This window comes from Chitinophaga sp., from assembly GCF_036566945.1.
Classification (GTDB): Bacteria; Bacteroidota; Bacteroidia; order Chitinophagales; family Chitinophagaceae; genus Chitinophaga.
Genome location: NZ_DATCVJ010000522.1, coordinates 1 through 19,476, shown reverse-complemented (window position 1 = coordinate 19,476; position 19,476 = coordinate 1). Strand labels below are relative to the sequence as shown.

Here is a 19,476-nt window from a genome sequence, read left to right as displayed (position 1 = left end):
TGGAATTACGAATTACGAATTACGAATTACGGTTCTAAGCGTATGATGATCTTCGCACAAAACCGTAATTCGTAATTCGTAATTCGTAATTCTTATTTAGAAGGTAAGTTAATCCAGGTATGACCATCACGGGCTACGAGGGCATCTGCATCATCGGGGCCCCATGAATCTGGTGCATAGTTCGGGAAGTCCTGCGGAGTGCGGTTTTCCCATGTTTCCAGGATAGGCATAATCACTTTCCAGGCGGCATCTACCTGGTCGCCACGCATGAACAGGGTAGCATCGCCTTCCATTACGTCCAGCAGCAATGTTTCATATGCTTCAGGGGCATGCTCGCCATTGGCGGCATCGTAGTTAAAGGTCATATCTACCGGATCCAGTGTCATGGTTTGTCCTGGACGTTTTGCCTGGAAGCGGATCCGGATATCCATTTCCGGTTGAATGCTGATGGTGAGCCTGTTAGGGCGCCATGTTTGTGCAGCTTCCATCGGGAATGAATAAGGAGGTGCCTCCTTAAAGGTGATAATGATATTGGTAGCTTTCTGGTGCAGGTATTTTCCGGTACGTACGTAGATCGGAACGCCCTGCCAGCGCCAGTTGTCGATATAAAACTTAACGGCGGCGTAAGTATCGATGTTGGATTTAGGGTCCACGCCTTTCTCCTCGCGGTAACCAGGCACTTTATCTCCTTTCATCCAGCCGGAAGAATATTGTCCGCGTACCGCATATTCATGCACCTTATCCGGTGTGATACGACGGATGGCATTCAATACATCCACTTTTTTGTTACGCACTTCGTTGGCATCGAAAGATACCGGTGCTTCCATGGCGAGGATACACATGATTTGCAGGATATGGTTTTGTACCATGTCGCGCAGTGCGCCTGCTCTTTCGTAGTAGCCGCCACGACCTTCCAGTCCTACGCTTTCCGCAGCAGTGATCTGAATATTGTCGATATAGTTGCGGTTCCATACGGGTTCGAACAATGCGTTCGCAAAGCGGAAAGCCAGAATATTCTGAATTGTTTCTTTACCGAGATAGTGATCTATACGATAAATCTGTTCTTCCGTGAATTTCTTTGCCAGCAGTTCATTCAGTTCATGTGCACTTTGCAGGTCATGACCAAAAGGTTTTTCTACCACAATGCGGGTGCAATGTTTATCCGAGCAAAGGTTCAGTTCACCCAAACGGGTAGCGATATTAGGCACCAGTTGTGGTGCTACTGCCAGGTAAAAAATAACGGTAGGATGTACGCCCCATTCTGCTTCTTTCGCGGTCACAAAATCGGTGATCTTGCTATAGGAAGCAGGATCTTCTGCATCCATCTGCAGATAAGTAACATGGTTGCTGAAATCTTTCCAGTGACCATTCTGCTCGCCCTTCCGACGGGAAAACTTACTGATCCCTTCCAACAAATGTTTATTATAATCTTCGTTGGTGTAAGGGCTGCGGCCTAAACCTGCAATTGCAAACTGCTCAGGCATCCACTCATCTAAAAAAAGATTGTATAACGCAGGCGTTAGTTTCCGGTAGTTTAAATCGCCACTGCCTCCGAATATAAAGAGGATGGAAGCAGGAGGGCGTTTATGGATCTGCATAAATTTAATTAAAGATGAATATTTTTAGTGTTGCTGCCACTCTGTGTGAAAAGAGCCGGGCATATCAATACGCTGATAAGTATGCGCACCAAAATAATCGCGTTGTGCCTGTATCAGGTTAGTGGCCATACGACCGGTACGGAAAGCATCAAAATAAGACAATGCAGACATAAAGCCAGCTACGGGCACACCTGCGGAGGCAGCCTGTGCTACTACGCTCCGGGTGTTGCTTTCTACTGACTGTACCAGGTAAGCTACGCCTTCATCCAGCAGGATATTTCCCAGGTCAGCATTTTTCTGGTAAGCTTGTGTAAATACTTCCAGCAGGGTAGAACGGATAATACATCCGCCTCTCCATACTTTCACCACTTCCGGTAATGGAATTTCCATTTTCAGATCATTAGAAGCCTCACGCAGCATCGCCAATCCCTGTGCATAGCTCAGGATGGTAGCGAAATACAGGGCATCATGTACCTGTTTGATCCACATTTCGGCAGGAACGTGCAGGGAGTTTTCCGGTGCTTTATACAGTTCGGCTGCCTGCAAACGTTGCTCTTTATAAGCGGAGAGCGTGCGCATGGCAACAGCGGTATCAATCACGGGTACTGCTACCGGGAGTTCCATCGCATCCTGTGAAGTCCATTTGCCGGTACCTTTGGAACCTGCTTTATCGGAGATCACATCTACCAGGCGTTTGTCTGTTTTATCGTCGTTCTGCAGGAAAATGTCTGCTGTAATTTCTACGAGGAAAGACTGTAACGCGCCCTGGTTCCAGCTTTTGAACACTTCATGTAACTGGTCGTTGTTCAGTCCGGCGCCGGCTTGTAACAAGGCATAGCTTTCACTGATCAACTGCATAATGGCATATTCAATACCATTGTGTACCATTTTTACATAATGGCCTGCGCCTTCTTTACCGAGATATGCTACGCAGGGAACGTCTTTTACTTTAGCTGCAATTGCTTCCAGCATAGGTTTCACCTTGGCATACGCATCGAGGTCGCCTCCGGGCATAATGCTGGGGCCTGTACGGGCGCCCTGCTCACCACCGGAAACACCCATACCCATGAAGTGGATACCTTTTGGACGGAGTTCCTGCACCCGACGTAAAGTGTCGGTGTAGTGGGAGTTACCACCATCTATCACCACGTCGCCCTGCTCCAGCAGCGGCAACAAAGATGCGATGACATCGTCTACCGGTTGACCTGCTGGTACCAGCATCATCAATTTGCGCGGACGTTCCAGCAACTGTACCATAGTGGCCAGCTCTGCTACGCCTTTAACGGTAGTACCTGGGGTGGCGGCTGCTTCCAGTGCGCTGTTCTTGGCAGCGTCTTTATCAAAGCCGATAACGGAAAAGCCATGATCTGCCATATTCAGTAACAGGTTTCTACCCATTACGCCGAGGCCAATCATTCCAAAGTCATATAAGCTGTTTGCCATATATAGAGAAGTTACTTAAGGAGGTGTAAAAGTATGGAAGAATTACGAAATAAGAATTACGAATTACGAATTACGAATTACGGAGTTGTGGTGAGATAATAGCGGATGACCACCGCGTTTACCATCTTCCCACAACTCCGTAATTCGTAATTCGTAATTCGTAATTCTTTCTACGCAGAGTTTCTGCCCGCGTTGATAATACCGAAAGAGCAACGCATGATGAGCTTTTCGTAGGTTTCTCTGCCATGGCCGTTGTCGGCGTGTGAATCCAGCTCGCGGATACGGGTCAGCGCATATTGCTGGGTCGTCAGCAACGGCAGCACAATCCGCTCCCTCATCTGTATGGAAAGCAGGTCAATAGGGCTGCCTCCCATCAGCTCAGACTCATTCGTGAGCCGGAGCAGGTATTTCTTCGCGAGTTCAAATTCTCCGTTGATCATCTGCCATACTTCGCCATATTGCGGATGTTTGGCCAGATAAGCGGTGAGCGGGAAATAACTTTTCTTCATCGCCATTTCACAGTTGTCCAGCAAGGTTCTGAAAAACAGGGAATGTTTATACAAAGCGGTAACATCTTCCCACTTGCCCTGTTTGTCCAGTTGCTCCAATGCACTGCCCACACCGTAATAGCCCGGTACATTCTGTTTCAACTGACTCCAGGCGCCTACATAAGGCACTGCCCTCAGATCGTTGAGATTGAGTTTGGCAGAAGCGTTCCGTTTGCTGGGACGGCTGCCGATATTGGCTTCCGCGTAGTAACGCAGCGGACTGGCATGATCCAGGTAAGCCAGGAAGTGCGGATGTGTTTTTAATTTATTGTAAGACTTATACCCTTCATCTGCCAGTAATTGCAGCAGGTCTTCTTCTGCTTTGGTCAACGTTACATCCCGGGAGGAAAACAGTTCATTGCTGATACCGGCATGAATCAGCTGTTCCATATTGAACTGTGCTGCATCCACGGTACCAAAGTTAGAGCTGATGGTTTGCCCCTGTATCGTTTGTTGAATTTCTTTATTGGCAATATTTCTACCCATGGAAGCATAGAACTGGTGCGTTTTTCCACCACCACGAGCCGGAGGCCCTCCCCTGCCGTCGAAGAACACCACGTTGATACCGTATTCTTTGGAGATCTTGGTCAGCTCTTCTTTTGCTTTGTAGATGCTCCAGTTGGCCATCAGGTAACCACCATCTTTGGTACCATCTGAGAAGCCCAGCATAATCGTTTGTTTACACTGGCGGCGGCGCAGATGCTCCCGGTAGTCTTTATTTTCATACAGCAGCTTCATCACCTGTCCGGCATGACGAAGGTCATCGATCGTTTCAAACAACGGCACAATGTCTACTGTCATTTCTTCTTTCTTCCAGCCACTGAGCAGGAACATACCGTATACTTCCATCACATTGAGTACGCTGGTACTGTGACTGATAATATAACGATTACATCCTTCTTCGCCGTTGGCCGCCTGTATTTGTTTGATGCCGGCAATGGTTTGCAAAGTATCCTGGTGTAATGGATTTTCCAGTACCATCGGATCTATTGCCGCCGCGATATTTAGCAGGGCGTCGATTTTTGCGTTGTCGTCCAGCGAGGTATAGTTATCCGGCAATGCGCTGGTTTTGGTAGCCACCGCTTCCAGCACGGCTTCATGTATAGAGCTGTCCTGGCGGATATCCAGGGAGGCAAAGAACAGTCCGAATATTTCAACTTTACTGATCAGATTTTCCACCAGGTGTACAAACAGGCCGTTGTGATCGGCGATGATGGTATTGCGTATACCCGATAACGTATCGAGGATTTCCTGGCGGCTGATATCGGCTTTGTGCCCGGGAATAAAGAGGTTGCGGGATAATTTAGATTCCAGTGCAGCCACTACATTCTCTACTCCTTTAAAGGTAAGGCGGCGGCGCAGGTTACGTACTTCGCGGAAATAGCATTTCATCACGGAAGAACGCAGTGCAGCCGCTACTTCGATGGTAGTAGGGGCTTTTACAAAGGGGTTACCATCCCGGTCGCCGCCAGGCCAGAAGCCCATGCGGATCAGGGAGTTATCGCTGCTGATCGCACCGGGGAATTGTGCCCGGATAGAAGAGAGGATACGGCCGGCCGATTGATAAAATATATTTTCGAGGAACCACACCAGGCTGATGGCTTCATCATATGGGGTAGGTTTTTCTTTTTTGAAGAAGGGTGTTTTGCCCAATTGCTGCAGGTACATATTTACCTGGCTGGTATTTTCATCGATGAGTGCTTTAGACAGGTCATTGATGATGCCTAATACTTCACCGGGATAAAACTGGGTAGGGTGAGCCGTGAGTACGAGTCTTACGGAAAAATCTTTCAGTTTCTCCTTCAGCTGCTCCTGGGCTTGTTCCTGTATTATTTCCGACTGCAGGTGGCGCAGGGTGCCGGTGCCTTGCAGGTCGCGGATATTACGGAAGGCAGCATCTTCGAGTGCGTCAAATAATACCACCTGTCTTTCTGCATATTGCACAAAGCGAAACAGCAGATCAGTTCTCTGTTTTTCATCGGTATAGGTAGTATACTGCTGAAAAAAGGAGTCCATAATTTCCTGTGGACTGTTGCCTTTGGCATATCCTTCTTCGCAATGAAGCAGGAACAGGGACAGGAAGATACCTGTCTTTTCCACCCGGTGGAAAGGTAGTGAAGTAAAGAGACTATTATACAGCTGAAACTTGGTACCGACGAGGTTTTTGAACTGTTGCAGCGAATTATTTACCGGCGCTTCCATACTAATTATCCGTTTATAGTGCTAAAGAAGAAGACTAAGCGGTCGTGAAATTAATAATTATTACGTTAATTTTTGAGTTTTTTGATTTTTGTTTGATATATATACAGAAAGTTTGAATATTATCAAATAAAATGACCTAAAAAAGGCAATCCCGGCCACTTTTACGTGAGCCGGGACTGGTATCAGGATTAGAATGCGCAAGGTTAAATGGATGCAGGCCGGATAAACAGGAATGACGAATTTGATGGGAGCAACAATTAATAAGGTATAATTACTGGCCTAATACAAACCGGATGGGGAGGTTGAAGTACACGGCTACATTTTGTCCGTTTTGTTTGCCGGGTTTCCACTTAGGCATTTTGCTGACAACACGCTTTGCTTCTTCTTCCAGGCCACCACCTTTTGCGGCACCTACTGTTTTTACGTCTGTGATGCTACCATCGCGGTTCACTACAAACTGAATAAAGACAGTTCCTTGTATATCATTTTCCTGGGCCACATGTGGGTATCTCATATTATTGTTAAGATATTTTCCCAGTGCGGCTTCTCCGCCCGGGAATTCCGGCATGATTTCAACGGTAGTGACAGGGCCATTGGCATCTGGTGCTGCGGCTACAGATTGTACAACGCCGGCTCCTCCACCCAACTCACCGGGTCCCAGATCTATATCCGAACCACCTTCTACGCCATCTGCTGTTTTGAAACCGATCACCTTATCCACCATGTCAGCATTTTTTGGAGGCATTTCATCAGGCTGCACGTCTTCATCAACTATTACAGGCGTTGTAACTTTGATGCTTGCAGCCAGCGGTGGTGGCGTATTTTGAACAGCTGGCGGCGGCGGAATAATCTTTTTTTCTTCCGGAATATCCAATGCTGCCAACTCCGTTGGTTTTATTACTACCGGAGGTCGATGTTCATTTCCGGCAGCCATCAATGTGTTGTTCAACACATAGCTACCAATCATGACTAACATAATAGAAGCGGTGCCTATGATGGCATTGCGAACGCGCTTGTCGTAACGACTGCGGAGTTCATAGGCCCCATAATCTTTATTCCTTCCATAGAAGAGAATGTCGAGGAATTCATTCCCCGGGATCTTAGTTGAGTCCATGTTATTTGTTTTTTAATTAGATGAGGGAGTGAAATACTTTCCATAAGGTTTTTTAAAATATTTTTTCCGGGAGATGGGAAACGCGGCGAGGTATATTATATATGGAACGCAGGAAACGGCGCTATCGTGTATGATGGAAATGAAGGGAACAACAATAATGGGTACACGAAAAATAATAACGTAAACGGATATATGATAAACCGTCAATACAGGATACATATAGTTGGGTAGAATACTACAGGCAGCTTACAGGCGGTTATTGCTACTATTGTGGTAGCAGACAGCCCCCGGTTTCAGACAACAGCATCGGCTGCATATCCTTCTACCTGACCAGCTACCAGCTACTTGTCGTTTGCTTTGTGATAATTTTTCAAAAAGGTTGCATGTTATGCGTGCCTGCGTTACTTACATAACCTGCTCCGCAAAGGAGGTATAAAATAGAAGTCCCGACACGTGTCGGGACTTGCTGGCACTGGGGACCTTACCTGGAAACAAGTGGTTCCTTCTATTATAATTAGGCTTTCCGAAAAAAGTATAGGCGTACACGTTATTTTTTTGTAGCCTGGCTGCTTCCGGATGAATGTCTTAAATAACGGTTGGTTTGGAAGCAGTCATAGTTCATTTGATATACTTCAGTTTTCGGGGGCCGTCACCGACAAAACCCACCAGAATTGTTTGAGGCAACGTCCCCTTTGAACTGAAGTCGATCGTTTAATTTCATTGGATAGTAACGAATCCCGTTCCGTTTCGCATACCGGTTTAAATCGTGTATACGTAAACGTTATATTGTCTTTTATCGCTGTTTTCACAGATCTACCATCAGTAAATCATCGTTAAACAGCGGCTATCTATTTTCATATTGAATGCAATGAGAGAGGTAACGATTAAGATCACGGTTGAAAAATGCCAGGGGGATGCGGGTAAGTATGTTGCGGATAAATTTACCACCAATAAATTTTTGCAAATACCCTCCCCGCATGCCTGACCAGGCATTCTATTTACAGCTTACAGAACGCAAGATTTTGTCATCAACAGCCGCCACTGCTATAGAAGCGGTCCGTTTGAATGTAACGGGAACAGGTGGTATTGACCACTTTTATATGCGTGTGGGAACGCATTCCACTAGTCAGCGTGTGCCTTTTCATAGTGTATTTTTATTTACACGTTTTTTCAATAATGATGGCAGCAACACCTTGCTGGTGGATCAAAGGATGCCGGAAGCGTTTGCCTGATGCTTCCCTTATAGTGGTAGATGTTATTAGTCTACTGAATTGGTAGACAAATATACATCGAGTTTTATTAATTCCAAATTATTGAAAGACTTTTTTTCGATTTTTTGTCTTGGGGCAGGATTATACTGATTTAGATGATTTTCCAGATTTTATTTTTCAGGATTTTACCGGATTAAAAAAGATTAGCGAAGAAAAATGCGGTTATCCACATTGGTCTTCGCTAATCTTTTTTAATCCTGCAAAAACAAATCCGGGAAATCAGTATAATCAGTATAATCCTGCCCCAAGACAAATTCATATTTTTGCGGCATGAAAGAGCATGTGAAAAATATTTTACTCATTATGGCGGGTGCCCTGATCTTTGCAGCAGGCATCAACTACCTGGCTATCCCCAACAAATTATCTGAGGGTGGCGTCATTGGTGTAACCATCGTGACTTATTACTACCTGGGATGGTCGCCTGGTATTACCAACTTCATTATTAACGCCTTCCTGATCGTTGCCGGTTATAAGCTACTGGATAAACGAAGCATGGTATATACGATCCTGGGCATCTTTTTTTGCTCGCTGTTTCTATATCTCACCGAAAACAAACTAACACCGGTTACCACCAACCCTTTACTGGCAGCTATTTTTGCGGGCCTCCTCGTGGGTATAGGCATAGGACTGGTATTCCTTTCCGGGGGTACTACCGGCGGCTCTGCCATTGTAGCGCGGTTGTTTAATAAATACCTGGGCTGGACGCTGGGCAACGCCATGCTCATTTTTGATATCGTAGTTATACTGGCATCTTCCTTTATTATTGGTATAGAAAAAACCATGTACACCTTCATTGCGGTATACATAGGCGCCAGAACGGTCGACTACATTGTAGATGGCTTGAATACCAAACGGGCCATCACCATCATTTCCAACCATACCGATGCCATTGCCAATAAAATCACCGGCGAAATGAAACGGGGTGCCACCGTATTACACGGACATGGCGCCTATACACACGATCCCAAGGAAGTGCTGTATGTAATCATTGGTAAACAGGAGCTGATGCGACTGAAATCACTGGTACAGGCCACCGACCCTGAGGCCTTTGTGGTGATTCACGAAGTACATGAGGTATTGGGAAGAGGATTCTCCAAATAACATGCAGGGCGGTATCGGCAGTTGCCGCCCGCCATATTTCCAGTTGGTTAACGGCTGTACCCGGATCATTTTTAAGCTTTCGGGGAGGTCGTTATAACCGCTCATACATTTTTCTTCGAGATTTCATATTTGGATTTTGATTTTTAGATGTATATATTGTAGGCGCTCAACGCTCTTTTTCATTCCTTACCATCTTATCAACCAATAATTAAAGGGAAATGACACAAAGCTCTCAACGCTTTTTACCGCTGGATGTATTCCGCGGCATGACCGTCTGTTTCATGATCATAGTGAATACAGGCGGCACAGGTGGAACATACTGGCCACTCGATCATGCTTCCTGGCATGGCTGGACCCCCACCGATCTCGTTTTCCCTTCTTTTCTTTTTGCTGTAGGCAACGCCATGAGCTTCAGCATGAGAAAATATGAACAACTGGGAAATTCAGCGGTGCTCGGAAAGATTTTCAAACGCACCCTGATTATTTTCCTGCTGGGATACCTGATGTACTGGTTTCCATTTGTTCAACAAACCGATCACGGCATCGAATTCAAACCGTTTGATCATACCCGTATCCTGGGTGTATTGCAACGTATTGCCCTTTGTTATGGTATCGCTTCTCTGTTAATCCATTACTGCTCTAAGAAAGTGGTATGGGGCGTCAGCGCCCTGTTCCTGCTGGGCTATTGGGCAATTATGTGGTATTGCGGTACTCCCGGTGATCAATATGGTATTAACGGCAACGCTGGCATCCTGCTGGATAAACTGGTACTCGGTGATAACCATATGTATCATGGCGAAGGCATTGCCTTTGATCCGGAAGGCTTACTCAGCACCATTCCTGCGGTAGTGAATGTAGTAGCAGGTTATTATACCGGCCTCTTTGTACAGCAACAAGGCAGAACCAAACCTGGACTCATGCGCATGGTGATGGCCGGCGTCGTCCTCTTCGCCCTGGCCTACGCCTGGAATACCGTATTTCCTATCAACAAAAAACTGTGGACCAGCTCTTATGTACTGTTAACAATAAGTATAGACCTGTTCCTCTTATCACTGCTCATTTTTGTAATTGATATCCTTGGCTTCACAAAAGGCACCGGCTTTTTTACGGTATTCGGTAAAAACCCCCTGTTCCTTTACCTGCTATCGGAAATCATGGCCATCCTGTTTGGCGTGTTTACCGTAGGCGGCACCTCTCTTTATCAATGGATCAATAATATCATCTTTCAACCACTGTCACCCGGCAAGTTTGGCTCACTGCTCTTTTCACTGGCCTTCATGCTCACCTGCTGGCTGGTAGGGTATGTACTTGATAAGCGTAAGATTTACGTGCGGGTGTAGACGCGAGTTTTTGTCTTACTCAGGATTATACTGATGTAGATGATTTTCCGGATTTGTTTTTACCGGATTAAAAAAAGATTAGCGAAGACCAATGTGGATAACCGCATTTTTCTTCGCTAATCTTTTTTAATCCGGTAAAATCCTGAAAAATAAAATCTTGAAAATCATCTACATCAGTATAATCCTGAGTAAGACAAAAATCCGCTAAATTGTACACAAAACAGATCCCATGGACCTCTCATTGAAAGGAAAAACAGCGCTGGTGTGCGGCAGTTCGCAAGGCATAGGATTAGCTACAGCAGAAGAACTGGCGTTATTGGGCGCCACCTGTGTGTTATTAGCCCGGAACGAAGACCGGTTAAAAAAAGTATTACCTACCCTAAGTACAGCGCATGGACAGCAACACCGTTATGCCATCGCCGACTTTGCAGATGTAGCCCAGGTAACGGCCGTTGCAGCTGAGATAGCCGGACAAGGACCCGTTCATATACTCATTAATAATACCGGCGGACCGGCAGCAGGTCCCATTATCGAGGCCAGTGCCGCTGCTTTTACTGCTGCCTTTTCACAACACCTGCTCTGCAATCAGGCATTGGCACAGGCGTTGGTACCCGGTATGATGACCGCCGGATTTGGGCGCATTATTAATATTATTTCTACCTCTGTAAAAACACCGATAAAAAATCTGGGCGTATCCAATACCACCCGCTGGGCAGTAGCTGCCTGGTCTAAAACACTGGCTACAGAGCTGGCGCCACATGGGATTACTGTTAACAATGTGCTGCCTGGTTCTACTTCCACGGCAAGACTGGAAGGATTATTCAACAGCAGTGCTGCTGCCAGAAATGTTTCTACCGAAGTAATAGAAGCCGAATGGCTGAAAGAAATACCTATGCAAAGATTTGGAGAAGCCCGTGAAATTGCGGCGCTGGCGGCATTCCTGGCCTCCCCTGCTGCTGCATACATTACAGGCACCAGTACCGCGGTAGATGGTGGTAAAACACCGGTGATGTGAGGAGAAATACGACCTACCAATCACGAATTACGGAGTTGCGGGTAGAAAACAACGGATGATCTTCGCGTTTACCATCTACCCACAACTCCGTAATTCGTAATTCGTAATTCGTAATTCTTTACTTTAATACTTCTGCCAGCTTAGCCGCCAGCTTATCTCCCCGCAGATTTTTGGCGATAATCACGCCATTAGGGTCCAGCAACAGATTTTGTGGTACTGCGGTAACGCCATAAGCTTTAGCTACTTCATTGTTCCAGCCTTTCAGGTCGCTCACATGCAGCCATGGCAGCTGATCATCGTTGATCGCTTTGATCCATGGTGCTTTTTTCTCGTCCAGCGAAATGGCGATGATCTCAAAGTTTTTGTCGTGGTATTGCGCATAAGCTTTGCGCACATTTGGATTTTCTGCTCTGCAGGGGCCGCACCAGCTGGCCCAGAAATCTACCAGCACATATTTGCCTTTGAGAGATGACAACGCAATGGCCTGACCGGTAGTATCGGCCTGTGTAAACGGCAATGCGGCATGACCTATAGCTGTTTTTTTGGCAACTTCCAGCTTGGCGGCCAGCTCCTTCCCTTTCACTGAATTACGGAAACGTGCATCCAGTCCGTTGAACAGTGGCTCAAAGGTATCCGGGTTAATAATGCTGCTACGTTCTTTTACCATATGCCAACTAACAAAAGAAGCCGGATGGGCTTTTATAAACACCAGCTCTCCTTCCTCTACTTTTTGATACAAAGGCTTACAAATTTTCCGGATAGAATCTACTGCAGTATTATTTTTCTGCAGATATTGCTTCATCATGAATGTCGTTAACGGCTCCAGCTGATCAGTAACCGGTTTCAGCTGCTGCTGTAATAACAAATTATCTGTTTGCGCTGCTCCGCCTTTGATGACTGCATGATGCAGGTCACCATTACCATTCACGGTGATAGTACCCTTCTCCAGGAAAAATTCCTGTTTATCAGCAAACAACATTTTTTCAATCGTGAAAATGCCGTCATCGTCCAGCGCTTTGAGTTTGAGGGTTGCGTTGACAGGTTCACTGATGGTACCTGTTATTTCAAAAGCCCCATTTTTTGTGATCGCAGAATCTTCTACCGATGTTTTATCCACCCGATAGCTGAGCATCACTTTTGTTTCTTTATCTAAACCGCTGATCTTTCCTTTAATGGTATAGTTTCCCTGCGCGGCCGCTCCCGTGGCTGTTAGCAGGGAAGCCATTGCAATAATATATTTCATGTACTAGTTTTTAAAAATCCGGGTTAATTTTTCTGTTAATCCTTCTGCTTCCTGCCCTACGTATCTCCCTATAATTTTACCTTCTTTATCCAACAGAATTTTAGTAGGAAAAGCGGTGATACCGTAAGCTTTTACGGCATCAAATTTTTCAATGCCGATGTTGTTAAGTACCTGTATCCAGGGAAGACCATCTTCTTCAATGGCTTTCTTCCAAACGCTGCTCGCATCTTCGCCCTGTTCCTGTGCAATGCCTACTATTTCAAAACCTGCGCTTTTGTAGTGGTTATACAGTTCTTTCAGATGCGGGTGGCTATTACGGCAAGGGCCGCACCAGCTACCCCAGAAATCGAGCAGTACATATTTCCCCTGCAACGCCTGCAGGTTTACCGGCTGGCCGTTGATGTCTGTTTTATTCAGTGGTACAGCCGTTTTGCCGATGCTGGTAGCTTTGCTGGCGGCCAGTTTATCTTCAATCCGTTTAGCGTATTCAGATGTTTTATGTGTGGCAGCCAGCTGGTTGTAAGTGGTTTCCAACTTTGCCAGATCAAGGCTGTTCACCATGTTAGCCAAAAAATACATACTCACCAGTGACCCAGGGTGAGATTTGATAAAGGCTGTTTGCAACTGATCCTGTTGCGTGCTGAGCTGTTCCCTTAGTTCCCGGCTTTGGGCTTTTAATGCCGCCTGATGCGCCGCAACGGTATCCTGGTGAAATTGGAGTGTGGACTGCCAGTTCTTGTCTGTAATGGCCGCTTCCTGTGCTTTAATGTTGTTCCATTCGTCATTCTCTTTGCTACCTTTTACGGTTGCCTTGTAAATAGCGTTGGCGTCGCCGCTAATGCGGATAGGATCGTTGGAGAGAAAGAATTCCAGACCCGGTGCCGGAATGACGCCGTGATCGGTTTTTATACTCAGCGCCGGGTTACGCGTAACGAAATGACATAACACCGGATGACTTACGGTCCCTTTAAAAAGGATGGTGCCTTTTTCGGTGGTGTAGTTACTGTCAATCACAAAGTTTTTACCATCCATGTAAGCCAGCAGAAATTTCGAGTCGCCGGTATTTTTCAATACCGCCTTTACCGTATACCCCTGCTGGGCGACAGCATGCAGGGAACTGGCCATGAGCATGAGTGCGCCCGCTATCTTTTTATAATTCATATGCATGATTTTTTTTTAAGCCAATGATTAAGGATTGTCTTCCATACCCGGATTCAACATCAAAATCTTAGGTGGTATTTTGAGGGTTAAGCGTTCTTTGGGTAAGGTAAAAGTAGCTGTACCAATTTGATGGGTATAGGTTACATTTTTAAACAGTGGATCAGTGGAAAGGCGACGCATATCGAACCAGCGCATGCCGGTACAGGCATATTCACGCAGGCGTTCATCGATCACGAAGCGTATCAGGTCATCTTTGGTCGTTGCGGTCACGCCTGCATTGGCAGCCGGTAAGCGATTGCTGCGCAGCGTAATCAGATCAGCAGTGGCGCCGGTCAGATCGCCGGTGCGTGCTTTACATTCCGCCAGCATCAGGTACAGGCCGGGAAGGGAAGCGCCCATATTAATACCAAATGGCGAATTATGCAAAGGATAAGGCAATTTGGTACCGCCGGTGAAGTAATCTGCCGCATAATAAAATTTCAGGCGCAGATCGGCCGGATCAAATTTTGCGGAGGCAGACGGGCTGATCATACCTGCATTTGAAAATATAAAATTCAACAGACTTACCTGTTTCAGATAAATACTCTCCTGGTTATCATATAACTGTGGCATATTAAAAGCGCCAAAGCTGGGCATCACCGGAGAAGTCCATGTGGACATTAGCTTATTATAATCGTTGAACTGAATAGGCACCACGCTATTAGCCAGCGCAGTTTTGCATTGTTCTAAAGCCATTAGTGCCTGGTCGTATTTACCCATGGTTAAATACACCTGTCCGAGTATATAATTCCCGGCAGATTTGCCCATGCGCAAGCGCATAGGCGTAATCTCCGGCAGGTCTGGAATAGCGGACAGCAGTTCATTTACCACAAAATCATACACTTCCTGTACCCGCGCTCTTTTAAATCCGGAGGCCACTGCATTGGCGGTTGTCACCAATGGTACCCCCGGATCTGTGGCTGCGGTAGCCGGATCATAGGGTTTTGCAAAATAATTTAACAGCATGAAGTGCATCAAAGCACGACCTACTCTTGCTTCCGCCAATAATTGTTTTTTCTTTTGCAGATTGTCATCCGCAACATCCATTACATCATTAGCAATCACATTATACGTATAGTTCTGACCGTAAAAAGCACCCCATTCTATAGCGTCCGCATCCGCCTGATAGATGTTACTCTTCCACGTATAGCCGTTCAGGTAAGAAAGATCCAGTTGCGACAGGTATACAGAATCTGTGATCATATCATCTCCCATCATCACACTCATATCGGCCCCGCCTTTAATAATAAAGCTACCGTCGGCGTTTTGCGCCACGTCACTGTAGTTGATCAGATTGCTGCTGTTGAGCAAACCGTTATATTGCTCCAGTGTTCGCGGCGTATCTTTCCCTTTGGGCGTTACATCCAGAAATTTGGTACACGACGCCATCATCATACCACCTGCCATTACGGCTATATATATCAGTTGTTTGTTAATCATGTTACTTGGTTTTTACAATTATTTAAACCTGACGTTCACACCTACGGTAAAGAAAGGCTTCATGGCAGGCGCCCGTGTAGCATACATCAGCCTGAAATACTCCGGATCGATACCATCGCTATTCGCCTTCCATAACATCACATTATTCAGCTGTGTGTAGATGCGGAAACTCTCCATGCCGGCATGATCTACCACGCGGGCAGGCAGGTTCCAGGCCAGTGTGAGATCACGCAGTTTGATGTAATCGGCGCTCACAATATTGATATCGGCCCTGTTGTAGAGGTCAGTAGACCTGCGGGCATTATCCTGTGTACCCAAGGCTACATAAGAAGGAACATTTGTTTTAGCTTCATCTCCCGGCTGTTTCCAGCGATCCTCAAAAGAAGCCGGAATATTAGCCGTGAGCCTGCCGGAATAGAAAGTATTCACATCTCTGCGCATCTGGTAGCCCAGGTTATAAATTACGAGGAAAGACAAATCAAAATTTCCGTAGCGGAAACTATTGGTGATACCGCCATACCAGGCAGGCTGTGATACGCCGGCATTATTAAGATCGCCCGCCGTAACTCCTGAAATATTTTTCACCGTTTTACCATTCGCAGTAGTTACCTGCGGATCACCCATAGCATCCAGTCCGGCCCATTTGTACGCAAAGAAACTGTAGGCAGGATATCCTTCTACAAATCCTACGTTTGCTTTGTTGGAAGGTGTCAACGGGCTGGTACGGTTTAACTTCAGCACCTTGTTTTTATTATACCCCAGCGTGAGCAACGTATTCCAGGAGAAGCGCCCCTGCGCTATATTACGGCTGTTGAGCTGTACATCAATCCCCTTGTTCATCATATCTCCCAGGTTGGCATATCCATAATACCAGCCGGCTGTTTTGTCTAATGGCTGCGATCCCAGCAAGTCTATCGTTTTCTTCTGATACACATCAATGGCACCACTTAAGCGGCCATTAAACAAATCGAAATCCACACCTGCATTCAGCATTTTGGTACGCTCCCAGGTAAGCATTTTATTTCCCGGTAACAAAGGACGATAGCCTATTCCCATGCCGTTAAACAAAGGACTGGTTTCTGCGATGACAATATCCATAGAGCTACCGGAACCAGGCAAAGGCGCATTACCACCTAAACCATACGTAAGACGCAGGTTTAAACGGTTCACTGACTTCATAGCAAAGAAGGCTTCATTACTGATAATCCAGCCCGCACCTGCCGACCAAATGGGTTTATATTGCTGGCTTTTCTCTGTCCCAAAAAGATTGGACTGATCCATACGCATGCTACCATTCAGGTTGTACCGTTGTTTGTACGTATAAGCGCCATTGGCATACAGTGAAAAAAACCGGGTTTCAATTTCACTAACGGAAACGGGTACACTCGTCAGCGTACTTTTGGTAGCACTGTTAGTGCCAATTACCGGATTACTAACGCCATTTACCTGCAAAGATTTCTCATCATACACGTTGTAGGTCTGGGTCTGAAAATCAAATCCACGGCGGGTAGAAGAAAAAGCGCGGGTCCGGTCGCCACGTACTTCCGTGCCGGCGAGGAAGGTGAGCTGATGCGCTTTAAAAGTATTATCATACATCAGCTGATTACGCGCCGTCCAGGAAATATTTTGTGAATTGGAGGATTGGTATTGTCCGCCTGATTCAGGCAGAAAGTAAGTGGGCTTTGCGTTGGGTGTAGTGGGAGCCTGTGTAAAATGCACCAGTTCATAGCGGGTCTGGTAAGATTTCCGGTCATAAAACGTATAGCCGTTATTGTTAACCTGCTGGTATTGAAAACGGCCATCATAGGTAAGCCCTTTCAACAATTTAATATTCAAACCCGTATTTACCCTTACAGCGCCCGAAGTAGCAGCATTGTTGCTCGTATAGTCAGATTCCTTCAGCGGGATATAATCAAGATTGAGCGCACTTTTTGTTTCCGCCATTTGCCGGTAGGGCTGATACATTTTCAGATATGCCTGAGACAAAGGCGTACCATCCGCCCCCGCCAGCATAGCATAAGGTAAATATGTATTCAGATCCGGCAGCGAAGGAATGATGAAGCGGGTATTTTTCTGTTGCGACAGGTTCACCGTCATATCCGCTTTTACATTTTTGCTGAAAGCAAAATCCTGGCGCAGGTTCATCTGATACCGGTTCAGCGCGGACTTATCATTGTTCTGTTGATTCGTATAGGCCAGTGAACCGTAGTAGGAATGAAACTGGCTACCACCGGTAAAAGATAAACTATGATTTGTGAGCAATGCAGGCTGTTGCAGATATTGATTAATCTGATCGCGGTTATTCAGCCCAGCCAGTGAATCCAAACGGGCATCTGCTACGGCTTGTGAAATCACACCATTATTCAGATCATATAATATCTGCTCATGCGGATATACAATAGGCTCGGAACCAGCTACACCCGGCGAGGTGACTGTTTTCCAGGGATACGCAGTGGCGCTGAACACTTCTTTTGCAGCATTGATGAACTGACCGGCATTCATTTTATGTTGATAGCCATAATCCGGTAATCCTTTAAAAGAAACGAAGCCGTCGTAATTCATTTTGATGCGGCGGTTCTGATCCTTCCCTTTCCGGGTGGTAATCACCACTACGCCGTTGGCCGCGTTGGCGCCCCAGATAGAGGCGGCGGTAGCGTCTTTCAGGAAAGTAACACTTTCAACATCGTTGGGGTTAACAAAGTTGGTGATATAATCATTGGACATGGGTACATTATCTACTACAAACAGCGGCATTCTGCTGGCGTTTACGCTGGATACCCCTCTGATCAGAAATTTATCTGCGCCGGTACTGTTGTTGACAGCAAGACCGGGTACCAGTCCTTCCAAACGGTCTACCACGTTCATGCTCACAGATTTTTGCTGCAGCTGAGTACCATCTACTTTAGTAAAAGATCCGGCACTTCTTTCTTTGGAAATAGTTTGGTAACCGGTTACCACTACCTGTTGTAATAGGGAGATGTTGGGCGTAAGGATGATTTCCAGGTACGACTGATTACCCACTTCCACCGTTTTAGGCATAAACCCCATACAGCTGATCACTAGTATGGGATTGCTTTCTGTTACCGCGAGGGTAAATTCTCCTTTGGCATTGGTGTTATAACCTGCCTGCATATTTTTAAACAGCACCGTTACGCCTGGTAGGGGGTTATGTGCTTCATCAAATACTTTTCCTTTGATGATGCGTTCCTGTTTTGCAGGGGCAGGTTGCTGGTTAATCACCACCAGGTTGGTTTCTGTGCTGCTGAATCCAAGTCCGGTGCCCAGCAATACTTCTTTTAATACATCCGTTAACGTTACATTGTCCACATCAATGGAAATGCGTTTGTCTGTTGGGATTATATTATTCCCGTATACAAACCGCAGATTTGATTGTTGTTCAATGGCGCTGAAAACCTTTGTCAGCGGAACTTTTTTCAGGTGAAGGGATAAGCGGATGTTTTGACGTGGCCTGGCGGCGAAGGCATGGATGCTACAGCATAACAGGAGTAGCAACATGGTCATTTTGGTAACACGACAAAGAATACTCCTGCCGGCATGCACCATCTGTGCAGTCCGTGGACTGATTTTTTTCATACATTTAGTTGGTTAATGTCCATAATGGGAAACAGACGCCCGGCAAAAGCCCTGTTTCCTTTACTTAACTGGAGGGAGCGCGCAGGCGTTCCCTTTTTTAATGTTTAGAAAGTGGTTGATCTTGATAAGTTGTCATCTTACTTTATTATTGGCTGATAAATATTTCATTGTTCACAATTCTGTAATTAAATGGCACAGAGGCTTGCATGGCCTTCAATGCCTGTTCTACTGTTTCTTTCTCGAAAGTGGCGGTATACCTGTATTTATTGGCAATAGTACTATCTACATTAATTTTTACGCCGTACCATCTGCCCATTTCCACGGCGGCGGTGCCCAGTGGCATATCATTTAACACCAGGCGGTTGCG

13 protein-coding genes are annotated in these 19,476 nt (G+C 46.0%); 4 read left to right on the top strand and 9 right to left on the bottom strand.

What is annotated here, in order from left to right; all coding sequences use genetic code 11:
• Positions 1-92: 92 nt before the first annotated feature.
• The 4 genes from zwf to VIP81_RS15830 form a co-directional block, all read right to left on the bottom strand.
• Complete coding sequence (gene zwf / locus VIP81_RS15845) at positions 93-1,598, bottom strand: glucose-6-phosphate dehydrogenase (RefSeq protein WP_331962675.1); 1,506 nt, start codon at positions 1,596-1,598, stop codon at positions 93-95.
• A 24-nt stretch (positions 1,599-1,622) separates the two neighbouring features.
• Positions 1,623-3,041 carry an NADP-dependent phosphogluconate dehydrogenase gene (gene gndA, locus VIP81_RS15840; RefSeq protein WP_331962672.1) on the bottom strand — a complete coding sequence of 473 codons (1,419 nt, stop codon included), beginning with the start codon at positions 3,039-3,041 and terminating at the stop codon, positions 1,623-1,625.
• Between the two features lie 170 nt (positions 3,042-3,211).
• The gene (locus tag VIP81_RS15835; RefSeq protein ID WP_331962669.1) at positions 3,212-5,791 is read right to left on the bottom strand and encodes a phosphoenolpyruvate carboxylase; all 2,580 of its coding nucleotides are present in this window, start codon (positions 5,789-5,791) and stop codon (positions 3,212-3,214) included.
• Positions 5,792-6,062: 271 nt separating this feature from the next.
• Positions 6,063-6,905 carry a TonB family protein gene (locus VIP81_RS15830; protein ID WP_331962666.1) on the bottom strand — a complete coding sequence of 281 codons (843 nt, stop codon included), beginning with the start codon at positions 6,903-6,905 and terminating at the stop codon, positions 6,063-6,065.
• 977 nt (positions 6,906-7,882) lie between these two features.
• Here VIP81_RS15830 and VIP81_RS15825 point away from each other — a divergent pair.
• The 4 genes from VIP81_RS15825 to VIP81_RS15810 all read left to right on the top strand — a co-directional run bounded on the left by VIP81_RS15825 (position 7,883) and on the right by VIP81_RS15810 (position 11,632).
• On the top strand, positions 7,883-8,137 hold the full coding sequence (locus VIP81_RS15825; protein WP_331962663.1) for a hypothetical protein: 255 nt from the start codon (positions 7,883-7,885) through the stop codon (positions 8,135-8,137).
• A gap of 309 nt (positions 8,138-8,446) precedes the next feature.
• Positions 8,447-9,277 (top strand): YitT family protein, encoded by an 831-nt coding sequence (locus VIP81_RS15820; RefSeq protein ID WP_331962660.1) that lies wholly within the window; start codon positions 8,447-8,449, stop codon positions 9,275-9,277.
• A 218-nt stretch (positions 9,278-9,495) separates the two neighbouring features.
• Positions 9,496-10,617, top strand: a complete 1,122-nt coding sequence (locus tag VIP81_RS15815) for a DUF5009 domain-containing protein (RefSeq protein WP_331962657.1) — start codon at positions 9,496-9,498, stop codon at positions 10,615-10,617.
• Between the two features lie 229 nt (positions 10,618-10,846).
• Positions 10,847-11,632: an SDR family oxidoreductase gene (locus VIP81_RS15810; RefSeq protein ID WP_331962654.1), complete on the top strand. Its 786-nt coding sequence runs from the start codon at positions 10,847-10,849 to the stop codon at positions 11,630-11,632.
• A 118-nt stretch (positions 11,633-11,750) separates the two neighbouring features.
• Here VIP81_RS15810 and VIP81_RS15805 read toward each other — a convergent pair whose 3' ends face one another.
• The 5 genes from VIP81_RS15805 to VIP81_RS15785 form a co-directional block, all read right to left on the bottom strand.
• A complete protein-coding gene (locus tag VIP81_RS15805) occupies positions 11,751-12,875 on the bottom strand; it encodes a TlpA disulfide reductase family protein (RefSeq protein WP_331962651.1) in 1,125 nt (374 codons plus the stop codon).
• A gap of 3 nt (positions 12,876-12,878) precedes the next feature.
• Complete coding sequence (locus tag VIP81_RS15800) at positions 12,879-14,036, bottom strand: TlpA disulfide reductase family protein (RefSeq protein WP_331962648.1); 1,158 nt, start codon at positions 14,034-14,036, stop codon at positions 12,879-12,881.
• Positions 14,037-14,063: 27 nt separating this feature from the next.
• On the bottom strand, positions 14,064-15,515 hold the full coding sequence (locus VIP81_RS15795; protein ID WP_331962645.1) for a RagB/SusD family nutrient uptake outer membrane protein: 1,452 nt from the start codon (positions 15,513-15,515) through the stop codon (positions 14,064-14,066).
• Positions 15,516-15,533: 18 nt separating this feature from the next.
• The gene (locus VIP81_RS15790; RefSeq protein ID WP_331962642.1) at positions 15,534-19,109 is read right to left on the bottom strand and encodes a SusC/RagA family TonB-linked outer membrane protein; all 3,576 of its coding nucleotides are present in this window, start codon (positions 19,107-19,109) and stop codon (positions 15,534-15,536) included.
• Positions 19,110-19,254: 145 nt separating this feature from the next.
• Positions 19,255-19,476: DUF4974 domain-containing protein (locus VIP81_RS15785; protein WP_331962639.1), on the bottom strand; the 222-nt coding region annotated here is incomplete at its 5' end.